Source organism: Legionella lytica, from assembly GCF_044626755.1.
Taxonomy (GTDB): Bacteria; Pseudomonadota; Gammaproteobacteria; order Legionellales; family Legionellaceae; genus Legionella; species Legionella lytica_A.
In genome coordinates this window covers 113,455-130,489 of sequence record NZ_JBGORX010000008.1, presented here as the reverse complement: position 1 = coordinate 130,489, position 17,035 = coordinate 113,455, and the positions used below count along the sequence as shown (strand labels likewise).

The following is a 17,035-nucleotide window of genomic DNA, read 5'->3' as shown; positions in this document are numbered from 1 at the left end:
CAAGTTATTTCAAAGTGCCCACACAGTTTGTCTTCTATCTTATTAATGAACGTTTGCCCCGAGGCGTGCTGCGTATTCTACTGATTTCGACTTCCATGTCAAACACTTTTTGTAAATTTTTTCAAATTATTTGGTTTGCCTATTTATTTCAATTCATTTTGAATTCCGATCGACCCAGTTGGGTTTGTTTTGTACTTTTATTGCGGACTTGTTGGTGCTTTTAAATGGGCTTATTGCCATTTGAATTAGTTATTCTTAAAGAAGTCCTGGTTGCACGCAACCAGACTACGCTATTTAAATAATGTAATTCGCAAGCTGCTTTCTTTCATATATATAGAACGACATATCATATTGGTTCTTTTCGTCGTGTTGACGAAAAGCTTCATCGATACATACCCATAGGTTTTCATCGATGTTAGGAAAAAATACATCGGCAGTAAATTGATGATGAATGCGGGTAAGGTATAAGCGAGTTGCTTTGGACAGGGCATCCTTAAATAATTGTTCCCCACCAATGATCATTACTTCTGAGTAATTTTTGGTCTCTACTAATGCTTTTTCTAAAGAATGAAAAACCTCGACGCCTTCTATGGACAAAGAAGAGCGAGTTAAAACTATATTTAATCGTCCCGGAAGTGGACGGCCAATTGATTCATAGGTTTTGCGGCCCATTATTATTGGTTTTCCCATAGTAATGGTTTTAAAGTGTTGGAGATCTGCAGGCAAGTGGCAAAGTAGTTGATTATTAATACCAATGCCGTCAGCCTCATCAAGGGCGGCAATTAAACTGATGATGGTCATTAGTGACTCCTAGAACTGGGCAAAAATGAACTGATTTTGGCTCAAACTCGCGAAATGTCAACAGCTCTAGATAAGGCCATATTTTTGGCCATTTCAACTGCGGCCAACATGGAACCGGTATCGAGTAAATTTTTTCCTGCTAATTCCAAAGCGGTACCATGATCAACGGAGGTTCTTATTATAGGTAATCCCAGAGTAACATTAACCGCTTCATTAAAGCCGGCGTATTTTAGAACAGGCAAACCTTGATCATGATACATGGCGACGAATGCATCGCAATCTTTTAAATGTTCTTTAATAAACATCGTATCGGAAGGCATGGGACCCTGAACATTAATACCTTGCTCTTTTAACTGCATTAATGCGGGGGAGATTACTTCTATTTCTTCTCTACCTAAATAGCCGGACTCTCCGGCATGGGGATTCAAACCAGCAACTTTAATGCAAGGATTGATTATCTGGAAATCTCTTATTAAGGATTGCTGCAGCTTAGTAATTACTTCAATGATTAATTCAGCTGTGATTGCATCCGGTACTTGTCTTAATGGTAAGTGAGTTGTAACTAATGCAACTTTCATTTGAGAGCATGCCAGCATCATCACCACCGTATCAATATGATAATATTGTGCAAAAAACTCAGTGTGGCCGGTGAAGGCAAAACCTGCAGTATTAATAATTGCCTTATGCACTGGAGCCGTAACTATCCCAGAAAACTCACCACTACCACATAGTTCGGCACCACGGGTTAACAATTCAAGCACATAAGATGCGTTTTCAGGATTAAGTTTGCCGCTAACAACAGGTGCGGGACAAGAAATAGGTAGGACTGTTAGCTGTCCAGGTTTAGGGATAACGATTTGCCCAGCTTGGTATTCGTTGAAGCGAACCTCGCAAGCTAACTCTTTAGCTCGAGAGGCTAGTACTTGAGGGTCACCTAAAATGACCAGAGGAAAATCATAATCAGCAAGAGCCAAACACAAATCCGGTCCAACTCCTGCTGGTTCACCACTGCTAATTAGCAGAGGCTTCATGCGAGATCCTTTTCAACAACATTAATGTATGCATCTCTACGGATATGTTGTTGCCAATTGTGCACAGCTTCCGCAAATTTACGTTGGTGTAAAAACTGACGTATTTGTTGTTTCTTGAAAGCAACTGAATCATCTTGTTGCTTACGAGCTAAAACTTCAATCAGATGCCATCCAAATTGAGATTTTACTGGCTTACTAACTTGATTTAAAGGTAACTTATTCATCGCCTTTTCGAATTCGGGCACTGTTTCACCTGGGCTAATCCAACCTAAGTCACCGCCTTTTACTGCACTGCCAGTGTCTAAAGAGTATTGTTTTGCCATGGTTGCAAAATCTTTACCCGCAAGGAGTTGTTGATAAATATTATTTACTTGCTTCTTCGCATCTTCAGGAAGCATGCTGGCATCAGTCTTTAACAATATATGGCGCGCATGAGTTAAGGTAACCACATGTTGCTGTTTCGCAGCAGCCCCCCCAAGACCTACTAACTTAATTAGTTGCAAACCATTACCTGCATGTAAAGGACCGACCACCTGGCCAACTTTCATGTTAATGACTTCTTTAGCAAAAAGCTCAGGAAGCTCGGCAATATGTCGCTCACCTAAGTCACTACCTTCTAAAGAATAGCTACTCATTGAACTATCAAAAGGTAGGCGGCTAAAGTCAGCACCTTTTTTAATGCTCGCCAACACTCGTTCAGCGGTCTTTTGTGCTTTTTGCACTTCAGCAGCACTTGGCTTTTCGCTTAAGGGAATTACGATATTTTGTAGATGATAAGTAAAATTAGTGCGATCAACCGGAAGATCACCTTCAGTTTTTAAGAACTGTTCTACTTGCTCATTGGTAATACGCACGTCACGACCTACAGCCTTTTGCTGTAAGTTAGACAAAAGCATTTCTTTACGAATACTCTCGCGGTATTCATTCCACCCCATACCTTGGCGAGTTAGCTCTTCACGTAACTGCTGCATCGTAGCATGGTTTGCTGTAGCAATCCGTTCAATCGCTTGGTTCAACTCAGTATCATCAACCGTAAGCCCATTCTGTTTTGCCATTTGCATTTGCAAATCAACATCAATTAAATGTTGTAATACTTGTTTACGTAGTACGTTGTCTGGAGGAAGTTGCATTCTTTGTGCAAGGAGCTGTTTTTTAGTTAATGACACTTGCTTGTCCAGCTCACTCGAAGTAATCACTCCATTATTTACTACAGCAACGACCTTATCTAACAATTGCGTTGCCTGACTTGTACTTACTGCGGCAAACAGCATACACACAAGCGCTATTTTTTTACACATACAAAAATCCTTCCTTATTTAACCTTTTTCGAGCAGTTTGTATGCGTTCCTTGCAATAACTCGAAAATATTAAAATTATCGTCACACTAAGTTATTTTTAATCAAAATACAAGCAGCCCTGCCTAATTTTTTACCATTACCGGTGGAATGGATCATTATACCCTGGAATATAGGTATTTATGATCCTGCTCGGATCACTTGTAGCCACTGATCCTAAGCCTTTTAATAGGATTTGCAAGTACACATTGTTATTGTACTGTGGTTGATACGATGCATTTAGGTTTTTAAATGTTCGTCCACCAAAAACACGCACTGCCCAGCAACAATTATCATACTGCACACCTAACAAAGACATCATACTGTAATCTTTACTAATATTATGGCTATAAGCCCCTATAGTGCTCCACTTTGCAGTTAAAGGCAAAGAAAACGCCACCAGGGCCTGATGTAAGGCATTATCACTTTTGGCATTATTCCGTACGAAAGTCACATCCCCATTAACCAGGTAGGTATAACCAAGATTAAGGATGGCATTTGGTGCGGGTTGATAATGCAGATTTAAGTCACCGTTATTCGTAGCTGAAGTAGCCGTATCCCACACATAATCGCCAGTGATGCTCCAAACTGGATTAAAATGATAAACCGCGCGTGAAGCAATCGGTGAGGTATTCGCGAAAGGAGACAACTGCCCTATTTCTAAAGGATTAGCAATACAAGGACCCGTTAAGCTCCGGCACAATTGCACTTTTCTATTCGTAAAATATTTAATTTGACCCACAGAAAAATTAGCGCGCTCAAAGCCTGTTTCCTCAGAGAGCCAACGAGTAGTCAACGCATAAGATAATTGATTCGCATCACCAATACGGTCAAAACCTGAAAAACGATTTGTTCTAAACAGTTGATCCACATTAAAGATCATGTTGGCGGTATCATATATAGGGATAGCACTCTGATCTTGATAAGGTACATATAGATAATACAAGCTGGGCTCTAAGGTTTGAGTAAAGCCTCTACCAAACCAGTTGAAATTGCGTTCAAAAAACAATCCACCCCGCACATCATAACGAGGTATAAAGCGATTGTAATCGGTGTGTTTAGGTCCCCAACTATTGCTTACCTCATAATAGTTTTCAACAAATTCTACCGATGGGGTAATGTATCCCCAGGCTTTACGCTGCGGCAAAATAAGTACCGGATTAAAATGCAATCGGGGACCACGCGGTACGCCTACTTGCGCCCCTTCCCACTTCGTCCCAGGCCAAAAAAATTGATCATACTGTCCTATAAGATTTAAATTGGCATGCATGGGCAAATCATAATAATAACCGTGGGCCGCAATTTGCGGTAAACGTTCATACTGATCAGCAATGGGTGTCTCATTAACTGGATGTAAGGTCTGGTAGCTTTGTGCCATCCCTCTAAAAACCCAATTCTCTGTGGTATAAGTCAAATCCGCTTGGCGTAATAATTGTCTTTGCGTAATGAGGGCTAAATTAGAACTGAAGTCTTGTAAATAATAATCATCTGAAACTTGCTGTACATTGGCATTAAAACTCAAATTCGGGGCGAGTAAGGTGGATTCCAATACACCTATAGACCAACGGTTTGTTGAGCTGTGCTTTAGCCTGGGAAATTCCCATTCATTATCGTGCAAAAAATTACGGAAGGCGGCATCTTGTGGCAAAAAGGTACCACTAATAATGCCACGGCTTTTTTCCGTTAAATAGCGATAATCTGCTCCCAGCATCACCCCACGCTCGGTATATAAATGCGGAGTTAAGGTCAAATCATAGTTAGGGGCGATGTTCCAATAATAAGGAATACCCAAATCAAAACCACCGACATTAGAATATCCTGCGACCGGCATGAGGAAGCCTGATTTGCGCTCCTTACTGGTGGGAAAACTTAAATAGGGAAAATAAAACACGGGCCATTCTCGAACGCGTAATTTTACATTCCGCGCCACACCAACTTTCTTCTTATCATCAATTTTTATTGATTTGGCTTCCAGCATCCACGCCTTATCCTGTGGTGCGCAGGTGGTATAGGTGGCTTGACTTAATAAATAGTCAGAATTAGCAAAGCGTTGCATTAAATTCGCACGCCCCCAGGCGGGCAAAAGCGCATGACCTTTATTGGTATTAAAACGATAGATGACATCCTCGGTTTGCCCCGATTTATCTTGAGGATTAATGCTCGCTTTACGTGCGATCATTAATTTATCGAGTTCTAAATAATGTACGTCACCTAAAAATTCAATACGCGAGATTTGGTTTGTTTTAGCATCTCGATATACATGCGCGGTTTCAGCGTTCACCACGCGTTGCGTTTGACGAATTTCTACATTTCCAGATAAAGTTGAGGGCTTATCTTGGTAAAAAGACACCTTATCCGCCATAATGCGTAGCTCATCTGGCGAAGCAAGTGGCGTTACCGTAATGGGTCTATATGAGCCCAAACAGACCGGCGAGCTACTGTCGTTTTGCCAACCTAGACATTGGGCTAGTTTGCTTCTTACTGCGTTGGTTAAATCCACATCTCGTGCGACCACACAGGCTTGTACTGGTTCATAAGTAATGGAGTCAGCATGGACCAAAGAATGATGAATCACCATAAGCGTAGTCAGGGTGATTGTACTTCCTGCCATCAAGAACCATTTAACTGAAATCTTGTTCACAAGTAATAAAATGCCTTATTATGCACACAAAAAACTATATACTGCGTGCTAACACAGTTAAAAATCAAGTAACAATTCGCTCAAAGACTAAGGTGAATCGTTACGAGCCAAAAATAATGTCGGGAAGTATATCATGCATGAAAGAGAAAACGCACTGAAAGAGTGGCTTACGCAAGTGCTTGAACAACAAGATTTTGTTTTAACCCCTTTAGCTGGAGATGCCAGTTTTAGACGCTATTTCCGCGTGTTTTATAATGGTTTGTCTCAGATAGTTATGGATGCGCCTCCTGGCAAAGAAGACTTACATCCGTTCATGCATGTTGAACAAACTTTAGAGCAAGCGGGTGTTTGTACTCCGAAAATTATTGCCAGTGACACAGAGCAAGGCTTTTTATTATTAGATGATTTGGGCGATCAATTGCTTTTAAATGTGCTTACCCCTGAAACCGTGCAACATTATTATCAGCAAGCGATACAAACCCTATTTAAAATTCAAGCCTGCTCAATCAATGATCCCATGCTTGCTCCATTTGATTATCATTTCATGGTTAAAGAAATGAATCTCTGCCCTGAATGGTTTCTTACCGCCTATCTCGGCCTAAAACTTAGTGATGCAGAGACAACTGTATTACAAAGCTCTATCGACTGGATTGCTGCTGAAGTTGCCCAACAACCTTTAAGCTTTATTCATCGTGATTATCATTCACGTAATTTAATGGTGGTCGCTGATGGCTCTGAAACACCCTTGGGCGTTATTGATTTCCAAGATGCCATGCGCGGTCCATTTACTTATGATTTAGTATCCTTATTGAAAGACTGCTATATTTCTTGGCCTCGTACTCAAGTTCTTGAATGGGTAGAACTGTTTTATAGAAAAAATGCTTTAGCCCACCAATATACTCTTAGTGAATTTATTCGTGCTTTTGACTTATGCGGCTTACAAAGGCATTTAAAAGTATTAGGGGTATTCTCTCGCTTACATCTACGTGATAATAAGCCGGGTTATTTAAAAGATCTTCCGCTTACATTAAATTATGCCCTTGAATGTACAGAAATTTATCCCGAACTTCACCCCTTGCTGCACTTTTTACAAACGAGAGTTTATTTACCATGAATACAGCCATGATACTCGCTGCTGGACGCGGGGAGCGCCTCAAACCTTTAACAGAAATAAAGCCTAAAGCTTTATGTGTTGTCAAAGGTAAACCCTTAATTGAACACCACGTTAGCAATCTAGCCGAGGCGGGCTATGAAAAAATAGTTATTAATCATGCCTATCTTGGTGGACAAATCCGCCAGTGCCTGGGCAATGGAGAACGCTGGGGCGTACAAATTATTTACTCGGCAGAACCCCCTGGCGGCTTGGAAACAGGAGGAGGTATTGTTAATGCCTTGCCCCTGTTGGGCAATCAACCGTTTATTACAGTGAATGCAGATATTTATACCGACTTTGATTTCCGCTTATTGCAAGCTCCTGAGCCCAATTTCATTCATGTCATATTAGTTAATAAAAACCCTGCATTAAGCCATCATGGGGATTTTGGCCTGGTTCATCAACAACAATTAACCAATGCGAATCCTGAATATACTCTGGCAGGGATTTGTTGTTACCACCCGCAAGTGTTTTCGGGATGCAAGCAAGGTCGCTACTCTGTTGCTCCATTGATTAGACATCATGCGGATTTAGCAAAGGCAACGGCTAGTGTTTATCGTGGGCTTTGGTTTGATATTGGTTCGTTGGAGCGCTTGGCTGCGGCGAATAATGCTTAAGATTTTACACTTAGCAATACGGTATTAAATACTCTCTTTTTCTGTGATCTGATTTTGTTACTGTAAGGAAAGTGGGTTGTAGACAACTAGTCAGCGACTTTGCGAACTACCACGGTCAATCCGTGGTAGTTCGGTCATAAAAATAAGCGCTCTGGGTTAGTGCGCAGAAACACCGTGACCCGTATCAGCCTCTGGCCCTTCTAAACCTTCGTCTTCATTAATTTTAGCAACGCGCCCTACTGCAAATTCCGCTTCTTTTTCGGCTTCTACAGCCTTTGTCTCTCCAGGATAGTCACGTTCTTTAGTTTGCAGAGTTATCCCCTTATTAGCCATGTAATCTTTCAAACCACCTTCATCCATCAACTTTTTAATCTGCTCCGGGGTCGCTCTTGTTCCTTCATTTTGTTCCTTTGCATCCATAGGGTAGATGAAACCGCCTTTGATTACATGATCCTTTGAGGCCAGCCACGCATTAAAAACTTTATCAAGATTATTTACCGTATCAGGGCTTACTGCCCCCTCGCTAGAAGAATAACCGCGAATATAGTGCCCCTGAGCACTAATGGCGTAATCAACCTTGATGTCAGATACCTTTCCGGCCATCTCTTTCACCGCTGCATCAGCAAGATTGGCCTGCATATTTTTCAAATCTGAGGTTTCTACTTCCTGACCAGACCAAGGCTGCCCATTTACAGTCAACTTAAAACGAACATAATCAACAAATTTTTCCACCGCGGCAATAATGTTGTCTTTTAATTCCGGATTCTTCGCTAAGAACTTAGATTTAGAGGCTAAATCGCTCACCCGCGAGGAAAGATACTCCGCACCTTCAATTGTGGCCCCTGCCGTTTCCATTGCCGGCTTAATTTCTTGAGTAGTTGGAAATCGTTGCTCTGCCATATTCGAATCTCACACTAAATTGATAACACCTGCCCTAATTATAGCAAATTAGATGTCAACAGATTGACATCTAATTTTGCATTTGGCGTTAAGCGTTTGTAAAAAACTAAATGAATGGTGATTTAACATAATCGATTACTGAATTAAAAGTACCTTGTTTCATCGATTCAAAAGTAAACTCATCCACTAAGATAGCATCCCAACGTGCTGCTTCTACAGCCAGCAACTGGTCCATTTCCTCTTGAGTAATTTCTTTCTGTTCCAGCTTCTTTTCTAACTTAGCTTTTAAATGGCCAAACTTAGCTCGCTTCACATCACTTACTTTCTTCGACAGTTCATCAGCATTGATGATTAGCTGCAACGCATGCTCCATACGATCCACGGGTTGTTTGGGGTCTCCTGATAAATAAAGGAAGGACTTCAAACGATCGCGGAAATGGTTATTTCCAGTCATTGATGCAGCCAGTTTTCTATCTAATTTATCACAGGGATACCGCATGGTTTGCCCCAAAGGAAATGCCACAAAACGCATGATGAAACCTAATAAGCGCGAAGGGAAGTTTTGGCATAAAGCAAGCAATGATTTTTGTGCATGATAGTAACAATAAGCAACAGCCCACTGAGCATGCAATTGTTCATCTTTATCATCGTCATTTAACTGCACACTACGTAATGCAGCCATTGCCATATACAGATAAGACAGGCCATCGGCTAGGCGTGCCGATAAGCGTTCTTTACGCTTTAAATCACCGCCTAAGTATATTAAGGATAAATCTGCTAACCAAGCAAATGCGTAACTTAAACGAGTTAAGCGTTGATAGTCACGCTTCATGGGCGACTTAGGAACACAAATCAAAAATCCCCCCGTCCATGCAGTACACATTGCTTTGGCAAAATTTTGCATGAAGTATTGAATGTGCTTCCAAATCACTTCTCTAAAGGCCGCTTTGTCTTCATTGGCAACCGCATAAAACTCATCACGGATAAACGGATGACATGCCATAGACCCTTGGCCAAAGATCAGTAAGTTGCGTGACATAACATTCGCACCTTCAACGGTAATGGAAATAGGTATTCCTTGATAGAAACTTGTTAAATAGTTACGTGGACCAACCACAACCGCACGTCCAGCATGAACATCCATCGCATTGTTAATCGTAGCGCGAGCTAATTCTGTATTAAAGTATTTGGTAATTGCAGAGGCAACAGAAGGTTTTTTATGTTCATTAACTGCAGCAACCGTGAGTAAACGTGTCGCACTGGTTAAATAAGTTAAACCAGCAATTTCTGCAAGCTTCTCTTCAATCCCTTCAAACTGCGCGATCTCAACGTTGAACTGACGGCGAATGCGCGCAAAAGCACCGGAAGTAAGATAGCAAATAGCCGAAGAACCAGCACCCATAGCTGGCAAGGAAATAGAGCGACCAATAGACAAACATTCAACTAACATTTGCCATCCGCCACCAACTCTTTTTTGTCCACCAATAACTGCCGTAATCGGTACAAAAATATCTTTTCCACGAACGGTACCATTCATGAAGGGTTGTTCTGCGGGTAAATGGCGATTACCCACTTCGAGATTGGGTGTATCGCGCGGCACGAGTACGCAGGTAATTCCTTCAACGCCTTCCCCTTGTAATAAGCCTTCAGGATCGCGCACATTAACGGCTAAGCCGATTAATGTAGCAATGGGGGCTAAAGTAATCCAACGCTTGTCTATAGTAATTGACAAACCAAGCACGTTTTTACCGTCCACTTGTTTTTGCATCACAATCGCATCAGATTGAATAGAAGTAGCATCACTACCAGCCCCTGGCTCAGTTAGTGCAAAGCATGGAATGTCGAGGCCTTTTGCCAATCGTGGTAAATAATGGTTCTTTTGCTCATCCGTTCCATAATAGTTGATTAGCTCTCCTGGGCCTAATGAATTAGGGACCATTACCGTAACCCCAGCAACTCCGGAACGGGTAGCAATTTTTTGTACCACATCAGAATGCGCTCGAGCCGAAAAGCCTTTTCCGCCATATTCTTTGGGAATAACCAAACCAAAGAAGCCATTATCTTTAAGATAAGTCCAAACATTTTCAGGTAAATCATGTTCCTGGCTAATTTGCCATTCATTCAACAGGCCACATAACATCTGGGTTTCATTATCAAGAAAGGACTGCTCTTCTGCAGAAAGCTCCGTAGCTACTTTTGATAAGCGGTCCCAATTAGGGGCTCCACGAAAAATATCTTCTTCAAGCCAGGTATCACCCGCGTTTAACGCTTCTTCTTCAGTCTTTGAAAGTTTAGGAACTGACTTGCCAGCGGTTTTATAAAGAAAATCACCGAGCCAGGCCCGCAAAGGCTCCATATAAACTACTAGCAACGCAACAATAATAACCGCCCATAATACAAACCCAACAATCCACGGGAGACCGATGGCGAAGGTGGCGACCAATAAATAAAATACGCTTCCTAATTCCCAAACCAGAGGGTTCATTGCTCGATAAAGAACGATAAGCGTAAAGACTAAATAAACTAAGAAAAATAGAATAGCCATAAAAATACCTTCCCTTGCTCTTTTTTATTATTGCAGGATGAGCATATAGTATATACTCTTTTTATAACAATAACATATGGCCTGTCGGAGTATGAATCAACGATTGATTTGGAATTTTGAATTGACCCCAAAAACGGCCAGCTTGCCCGCAGAACTATTTATAAAACGCGAGCCCGAGGACGTAAAGTGGGAGAGTCGTTTCTTTTGGCCTAATGACGAAATTATTGTGCTGAATACGCTGGATAATTCATTATTAGACATCACTAATTACCAACAGAAATCGCGAGAAGATGCATATTACCTGCTCACCAACAGCGATTACAACATCAAGCGCCGTCGCAATGAGTTAATGTATAAACCACTATTGCAGCAAACAGGTAAAGCAATGGCTTTTGGCTCAAAAATAAAACTCGATAACCTTGATGAGTCTGCCATGCCACAGCTAAAAAAAATCGCCCAACAAGTTGCTCAGCAAGGCGTAGAAGTCGACGTTAAAAAGGTGGCATTTATCTACAAATTTGCGACCACCCCTACGGTCAAACTTGAATTAGCACGCCTGGAAGTTCACAATCAAATCTATTTCAGTGCGTGTATTGAAGGAAAATCATTATTTTTAGTCGAACACATCACTGAACACTTGCTGGGAAAACAGAATTCCTGCGACTATGTAACCTTCTTAAAAAATACGTTGCACCTATGATCAAGACATTATTAGACATCATCTACAGCTTCGGCAAAATTGGGCTAATTTCATTAGGTGGCGGTAACTCCATGCTCAAGCTATTGGAATATGAGGCGGTGAATTACCGTCAATGGATTGGCCAAGAAGAATTCATCAATATGGTGGGCTCCAGTTTTGTTTTCCCAGGCTTAACCGCGGTAAAACTATCCGCCCTCATCGGCTATAAGGCGGCAGGCTTTACCGGCTTATTACTCGCCGTGCTCTGCCTGAATTTACCCGGGTTAATTATGACCATTATTGGCTATCAATGGCTAACCAGTCACGGTAGCCCCGCAACACGTAAAATAATGATTGGCGTTCAATACGGAGCCTTGGCCTTATTAGCAGCAGCCAGTTATTCGGTTGCTCAAGGTGTTGTAGGCATGTATTTTTCTATTCCTATTGTCCTGTGCTGTATTGTGTTTTTTTTAGCCTTAACTTTTTGGAACTTATCACCTTTTTACGGTTTTTTAGGCTTTATCGCCTTATGTTTTTTCTTGGTGCGTTGAGTAATAATTATAAGATAGAAATTAAAATGGAGTTTCCTTTTGGATACAGTGTTGGATAATCCTGAGTATTATGTTAACCGCGAATTTTCGGCCATTGCCTTTAACCAACGTGTTCTGGCTTTGGCAAATGATGAGCGAGTTCCCTTATTAGAGCGGATGCGTTTTCTTAGTATATGCAGCAGCAACCTAGATGAGTTTTTTGAAATTCGCGTTGCCGGCCTTAAAGAAAAAATGGCCTTATCAACTGGGAAGCTCACTATTGATGGTTTACGTCCTGATGAAGCATTTAGTCACATCAGTCAAAAAACTCATGTGTTAATCGATCAATTGTATTCCACATTTAATAAGCATTTGCTCCCTGCCTTACGTAAAGAAAACATCCATTTTCTTGACTTGGAAGAGTGGAGTGATGATATACATCTGTGGGCTAAACATTATTTTAAACATGAAATACAGCCGGTTATGAGCCCTATCGCTTTAGACTTGGCGCATCCCTTACCGCAACTTATCAACAAAAGCTTGAACTTTATTATTTCATTAAGCGGAAAAGATGCTTTTGATCGTAATATTAACTATGCAGTAGTGCATGCACCACGCTCTATTCCCCGCGTAATCCATCTTCCCTCCGAGCTTTGTGGCGGGGCGGATTATTTTGTTTATTTATCCTCAATCATTACCACACACGTCAATAGCCTATTTCCTGGAATGGAAATCAGTGGCTGCTACTCATTTCGTCTCACCCGCAATAGTGATCTATTCTTACGCGAAGAAGAAATTGATGACTTAGCTAAAGCGGTGCAGCGTGAGGTTTTTTCTCGCCATTATGGCAATGTGGTACGTTTGGAAATTGACAAAAACTGCCCAGAAAAAATCGTTGATTTCTTGTTACAAAAATACCACTTACGCCATGAGGACACCTTTTATTGCGATGGCCCGGTAAATATTCAACGCTTTCTAACCGCGATTAATAACTTAGATCGACCTGATTTAAACTACCCTGTTTATACCGCTCAATATCCTCATTTTCCCAAGTCAGAACGTAATTTATTTAATGTTATTGATGAGCAAGATATTTTATTACATCATCCTTATCAAAGTTTTGAAGTGGTCATTGATTTTCTGAGGCAGGCGGCAGCCGACCCTCATGTGTTAGCCATTAACCAAACACTTTATCGCACGCACTCAGCATCAGCCATGGTTGATGCCTTAGTGGATGCCGCACACTCAGGAAAAGAAGTTACCGCAGTTATTGAGCTTCGCGCACGTTTTGATGAAGAGTCAAACTTAAAATTGGCAAACCGCTTACATGCCGCAGGTGTGTTGGTGCTTTATGGGGTGGTCGGTTATAAAACCCATGCCAAGATGACTTTAGTCGTACGTCGCACGCATGGGAAATTAAAGCGCTATGTACACTTAAGCACGGGAAACTACCATGAGAAAACTGCTCAGCGTTATACTGACTTAGGACTTTTAACCTGCGAACCAACAATTACCGCCGATACGCAAATTATTTTCCAACAGTTAACTGGATTAGGTAAAGTAGTTAAACTGAAAGCATTAAGCCATTCTCCCTTTACTTTACAGAAAACACTGCTGCAATATATCGAGCAATGTGCTACCGCCGCACAAGCTGGTGTGGAAACAGAGATTTTACTCAAGGTAAATGGTTTAACCGATAAAACGACGATTCAAGCCTTATATAAAGCATCTCAAGCTGGAGTGAAAATTAATTTGCTTGTCCGAGGTGTTTGTTGTTTAAAGCCTGGTTTGCCTGGAGTTTCCGAAAATATTCGCGTTCTTTCCTATATTGGCCGCTTTTTAGAACATCATCGTATTTTTTACTTTCGCATTGATGGGGAAGAACATTATTTCTGTGCTAGCGCGGATATGATGGAGCGGAACCTGTATCACCGCATTGAGATTATGTTCCCTATTCTTGATGAACACTGTAAAAAACGCGTCAAGCAAGAAATTATTAAGAACTATCTCAAAGATAATAGTAATACTTGGGAAATGCAAAGTGATGGCAGCTATAAACCCCTGACTCAAGGCAGTTCGGCAGCCCAAGAGAAGCTCATTACTCTTTATAAAGATGAGACTAATGATATTTAATTATCTCCGTTAGGGCCGAACTAAGGCCCCTTGACCATGATATTCAGATTTAGACACATTTATCGATAACATGGTCAGCCAAGGTAATTCGAACTCTTTTTAACGGGAACAGCTTAAATGAATTTCTTTACCTAAATGTAATTGAGTGGCTGTAGCCAAAGGAATAGGAAAGTTCGTGGCCCCATGCCCTATACCATCCATCTGTACTACCGGAATAGCGCTATCATCAGCAAAACGCTGTAAAACGGGTTGAATGAGCGAAGTACCATTGGCTTCATCCCCCCCAAGAAAGTCGGCAAAAAGAACTGCCACCGCGCCCTGGAAAATATTGGCTTGCCGCAGATGCTCTAACATTCTATCTACCCGATAACCGCGTTCATTGATTTCTTCTAATAAAATAATTTTGCCACGGCCATCTAATTGCCAATTAGTCCCGATACTCGCTTGAATCAGGGTTAAATTCCCCCCGGTTACGGTAGACTGAATGATGCGATGTTCTTGGGCCAAGCTATTTAGCGGTCTTAATCCATAAAAATCAACCGATGTACGCTCTGCAAACAGCAATGATTTCAAAGCATTAATCGATTCCGCAGTAAATTTATCTGGGGTTGCGCCACCATGAATGGTTGCCCACCCCCAATGCTGCTGCAAATACAAATGCAAGGAAGTTATGTCACTCATCCCGACAAAAATCTTTGCTTGGGCTGGAGGTTGTAGGTTGGCTAAGCGGGGAATGAGACGCATCGTACCATAACCGCCGCGCACGCAAATGAGCGCCTTAGCCTGGGAATCGAGCAACGCATTTTTTAAATGGTGAAAGCGACGCTCATCGCTATTGGCGCAGAATAAATCCTCAGCAAAAATATCGTCTTTAACACTACAATTTAACTGCCAGGAGTGAATGAGTTCTTTTAATTCTTGTAATTGTTGATCAGTGCAACGAGAGGCTGGGGCGATTAATTCAACTAAATCACCAGGCTTGAGTATGGGTAAGCTGTTCATTTTTTATATCTGCTAGAAAGTCATCATACTATATTAAAAGCGTTTTACTTAACTTTCCAGGTTCTTCACAAACTAAGCGTGGTAATAAATAACCAGGCACCAATTGTTGTAATTGCTGGTAGATGGTCTGAGCTTTAGTAAATGGCATATCAAAATGAGCCGCACCTTTAACTTTATCTAAGGTGTGTAAATAATAAGGAATCACTCCATGGCTAAATAAGGACTGGCTTAAGGATGCCAAAACCTGCGCCTCATCATTAATTCCTGCCAACAATACTGACTGGTTCAATAAATGACACTCTGCTTGCCGTAAGTCACGAAGTGCCTGCGTTACCGTGTCATCGTGTAATTCCTGCGGGTGATTACAATGTAACACCATCACTTTTTTAAGTTGGGTCGTTGTTAATAAACGTAAAAAGTCTGCATCGATACGTTCGGGAAAGACCACAGGAATACGGGTATGAAAACGTAAGGTGTGCACATGCGGAATCTGTTCTAATTGTTGCACCAGATCAGCAATAACCACGTCAGCGGCTAAAAGTGGATCGCCTCCACTCAAAATGACTTCTGTAATACTTGCATCCTTCGCAATGTACTCACAAATGTCTTTAAAGCCCTGGCGCCCAGGATTATTCTCCTGATAAGGAAAGTGGCGTCGAAAACAAAATCGGCAATTAACCGCGCAAACCCCGGTTAAAGTGAGCAGCACGCGCCCATGATATTTATGAATTAAACCTCTTAAGGGATTGCTCTCTCGTTCTTGCAAAGGATCAACCCCATACTCCATTGGTGAGATCATTTCTTGGCTTGTCGCTAAAACTTGCAACAATAAAGGGTCTTGAGGATTCCCTTTTTGCATTCGCTGGGCAAATGCCATAGGAATACGGCTGGCAAATTGCTCTTCAGCGGATAAACATCCAGCAGATAAGGGTAATTCCAGGTAGGTTAATAAATCAGCAACAGAAGAAAAACCTTGTGCTAATTTTTTTTGCCAACTTAAAGAGGTATCTCGCATTAATTACACAGACTTGATAAACTGTGCGAACTTTAACTAAAACCAGCAAAAATCTCAACACTGTGGAGTCCTAATGGCAATTTATAGCACCAATGAATTAAAAAATGGCCTAAAAGTAATGGTCGATGATGCCCCATGCACCATCCTTGATTGTGAATTCGTAAAACCAGGAAAAGGCCAAGCCTTTACTCGCATTAAAATTCGTAACCTCAAAACGGGCCGAGTCGTAGAACGTACCTTCAAATCAAACGAGACCTTACCTTCTGCTGATGTTGTTGATATGGAAATGCAATATCTCTATGGTGACGGCGAGCACTGGCATTTCATGGTTCCCGATAATTTTGAACAATATGCGCTAACCAAAGAAATTCTTGATGACGCCGCACTATGGTTAAAAGAACAAGATATTTGTATCGTTACTCTGTGGAACAATGAACCCATTCAAGTGTTACCACCAACATTCGTTATTCTGGCAATCACCGAAACTGATCCTGGACTAAAAGGCGATACTTCCGGTGGCGGTGGAAAGCCTGCAATCCTGGAAACTGGCGCAGTAGTGCGTGTACCTTTATTCGTACAAACAGGCGAATTAATTAAAGTAGATACACGAAAAGGCGAATACGTTTCCCGTGCGAAAGAATAAGGATTATTCAA

At 41.5% G+C, this 17,035-nt stretch carries 14 protein-coding genes; 6 read left to right on the top strand and 8 right to left on the bottom strand.

Translation table 11 applies throughout. From position 1 onward, the window contains the following. Positions 1–294: 294 nt before the first annotated feature. From ACD661_RS14365 to ACD661_RS14350, 4 genes are all read right to left on the bottom strand, one after another. Positions 295–801, bottom strand: a complete 507-nt coding sequence (locus ACD661_RS14365) for a dihydrofolate reductase (protein WP_400188557.1) — start codon at positions 799–801, stop codon at positions 295–297. A gap of 41 nt (positions 802–842) precedes the next feature. Continuing rightward, the gene (gene pdxA / locus ACD661_RS14360; protein ID WP_400188556.1) at positions 843–1,832 is read right to left on the bottom strand and encodes a 4-hydroxythreonine-4-phosphate dehydrogenase PdxA; all 990 of its coding nucleotides are present in this window, start codon (positions 1,830–1,832) and stop codon (positions 843–845) included. Further along, positions 1,829–3,130, bottom strand: coding sequence for a peptidylprolyl isomerase (locus ACD661_RS14355; RefSeq protein ID WP_400188555.1), 1,302 nt, complete (start codon positions 3,128–3,130; stop codon positions 1,829–1,831). Before ACD661_RS14355 ends, pdxA begins: the two co-directional genes overlap by 4 nt. A gap of 136 nt (positions 3,131–3,266) precedes the next feature. After that, complete coding sequence (locus ACD661_RS14350) at positions 3,267–5,777, bottom strand: LPS-assembly protein LptD (protein ID WP_400188563.1); 2,511 nt, start codon at positions 5,775–5,777, stop codon at positions 3,267–3,269. A gap of 163 nt (positions 5,778–5,940) precedes the next feature. Between ACD661_RS14350 and ACD661_RS14345 the strand changes: the two genes are divergently transcribed. After that, on the top strand, positions 5,941–6,921 hold the full coding sequence (locus ACD661_RS14345) for an aminoglycoside phosphotransferase family protein (protein ID WP_400188554.1): 981 nt from the start codon (positions 5,941–5,943) through the stop codon (positions 6,919–6,921). Continuing rightward, positions 6,918–7,577, top strand: coding sequence for a nucleotidyltransferase family protein (locus ACD661_RS14340; protein WP_400188553.1), 660 nt, complete (start codon positions 6,918–6,920; stop codon positions 7,575–7,577). The genes ACD661_RS14345 and ACD661_RS14340 overlap by 4 nt, the downstream gene beginning before the upstream one ends. A gap of 156 nt (positions 7,578–7,733) precedes the next feature. Here ACD661_RS14340 and ACD661_RS14335 read toward each other — a convergent pair whose 3' ends face one another. Together ACD661_RS14335 and ACD661_RS14330 are read right to left on the bottom strand one after the other, a co-directional pair. After that, entirely contained in the window at positions 7,734–8,477 is a 744-nt protein-coding gene (locus ACD661_RS14335; RefSeq protein ID WP_400188552.1) for a hypothetical protein, read from the bottom strand. A 106-nt stretch (positions 8,478–8,583) separates the two neighbouring features. Beyond that, positions 8,584–11,022 (bottom strand): acyl-CoA dehydrogenase, encoded by a 2,439-nt coding sequence (locus tag ACD661_RS14330; RefSeq protein ID WP_400188551.1) that lies wholly within the window; start codon positions 11,020–11,022, stop codon positions 8,584–8,586. 91 nt (positions 11,023–11,113) lie between these two features. Here ACD661_RS14330 and ACD661_RS14325 point away from each other — a divergent pair, with 91 nt between their 5' ends. Genes ACD661_RS14325 through ppk1 form a run of 3 tightly spaced genes read left to right on the top strand, consistent with a single transcriptional unit; the run spans position 11,114 to position 14,364 of the window. Then, positions 11,114–11,722: a hypothetical protein gene (locus tag ACD661_RS14325; protein ID WP_400188550.1), complete on the top strand. Its 609-nt coding sequence runs from the start codon at positions 11,114–11,116 to the stop codon at positions 11,720–11,722. Then, positions 11,719–12,252, top strand: coding sequence for a chromate transporter (locus ACD661_RS14320; RefSeq protein ID WP_400188549.1), 534 nt, complete (start codon positions 11,719–11,721; stop codon positions 12,250–12,252). Before ACD661_RS14325 ends, ACD661_RS14320 begins: the two co-directional genes overlap by 4 nt. Positions 12,253–12,291: 39 nt before the next feature. Then, positions 12,292–14,364: a polyphosphate kinase 1 gene (gene ppk1, locus ACD661_RS14315; protein ID WP_400188548.1), complete on the top strand. Its 2,073-nt coding sequence runs from the start codon at positions 12,292–12,294 to the stop codon at positions 14,362–14,364. A gap of 99 nt (positions 14,365–14,463) precedes the next feature. On the opposite strand, the gene ACD661_RS14310 is transcribed toward ppk1, so the two are convergent. Both ACD661_RS14310 and epmB read right to left on the bottom strand, forming a co-directional pair. Beyond that, positions 14,464–15,366, bottom strand: a complete 903-nt coding sequence (locus ACD661_RS14310) for a S66 peptidase family protein (protein WP_400188547.1) — start codon at positions 15,364–15,366, stop codon at positions 14,464–14,466. A gap of 28 nt (positions 15,367–15,394) precedes the next feature. Further along, complete coding sequence (gene epmB / locus ACD661_RS14305) at positions 15,395–16,381, bottom strand: EF-P beta-lysylation protein EpmB (RefSeq protein ID WP_400188546.1); 987 nt, start codon at positions 16,379–16,381, stop codon at positions 15,395–15,397. A gap of 73 nt (positions 16,382–16,454) precedes the next feature. Between epmB and efp the strand changes: the two genes are divergently transcribed. Further along, positions 16,455–17,024 (top strand): elongation factor P, encoded by a 570-nt coding sequence (efp, locus tag ACD661_RS14300; RefSeq protein WP_400188545.1) that lies wholly within the window; start codon positions 16,455–16,457, stop codon positions 17,022–17,024. Positions 17,025–17,035: the final 11 nt, after the last annotated feature.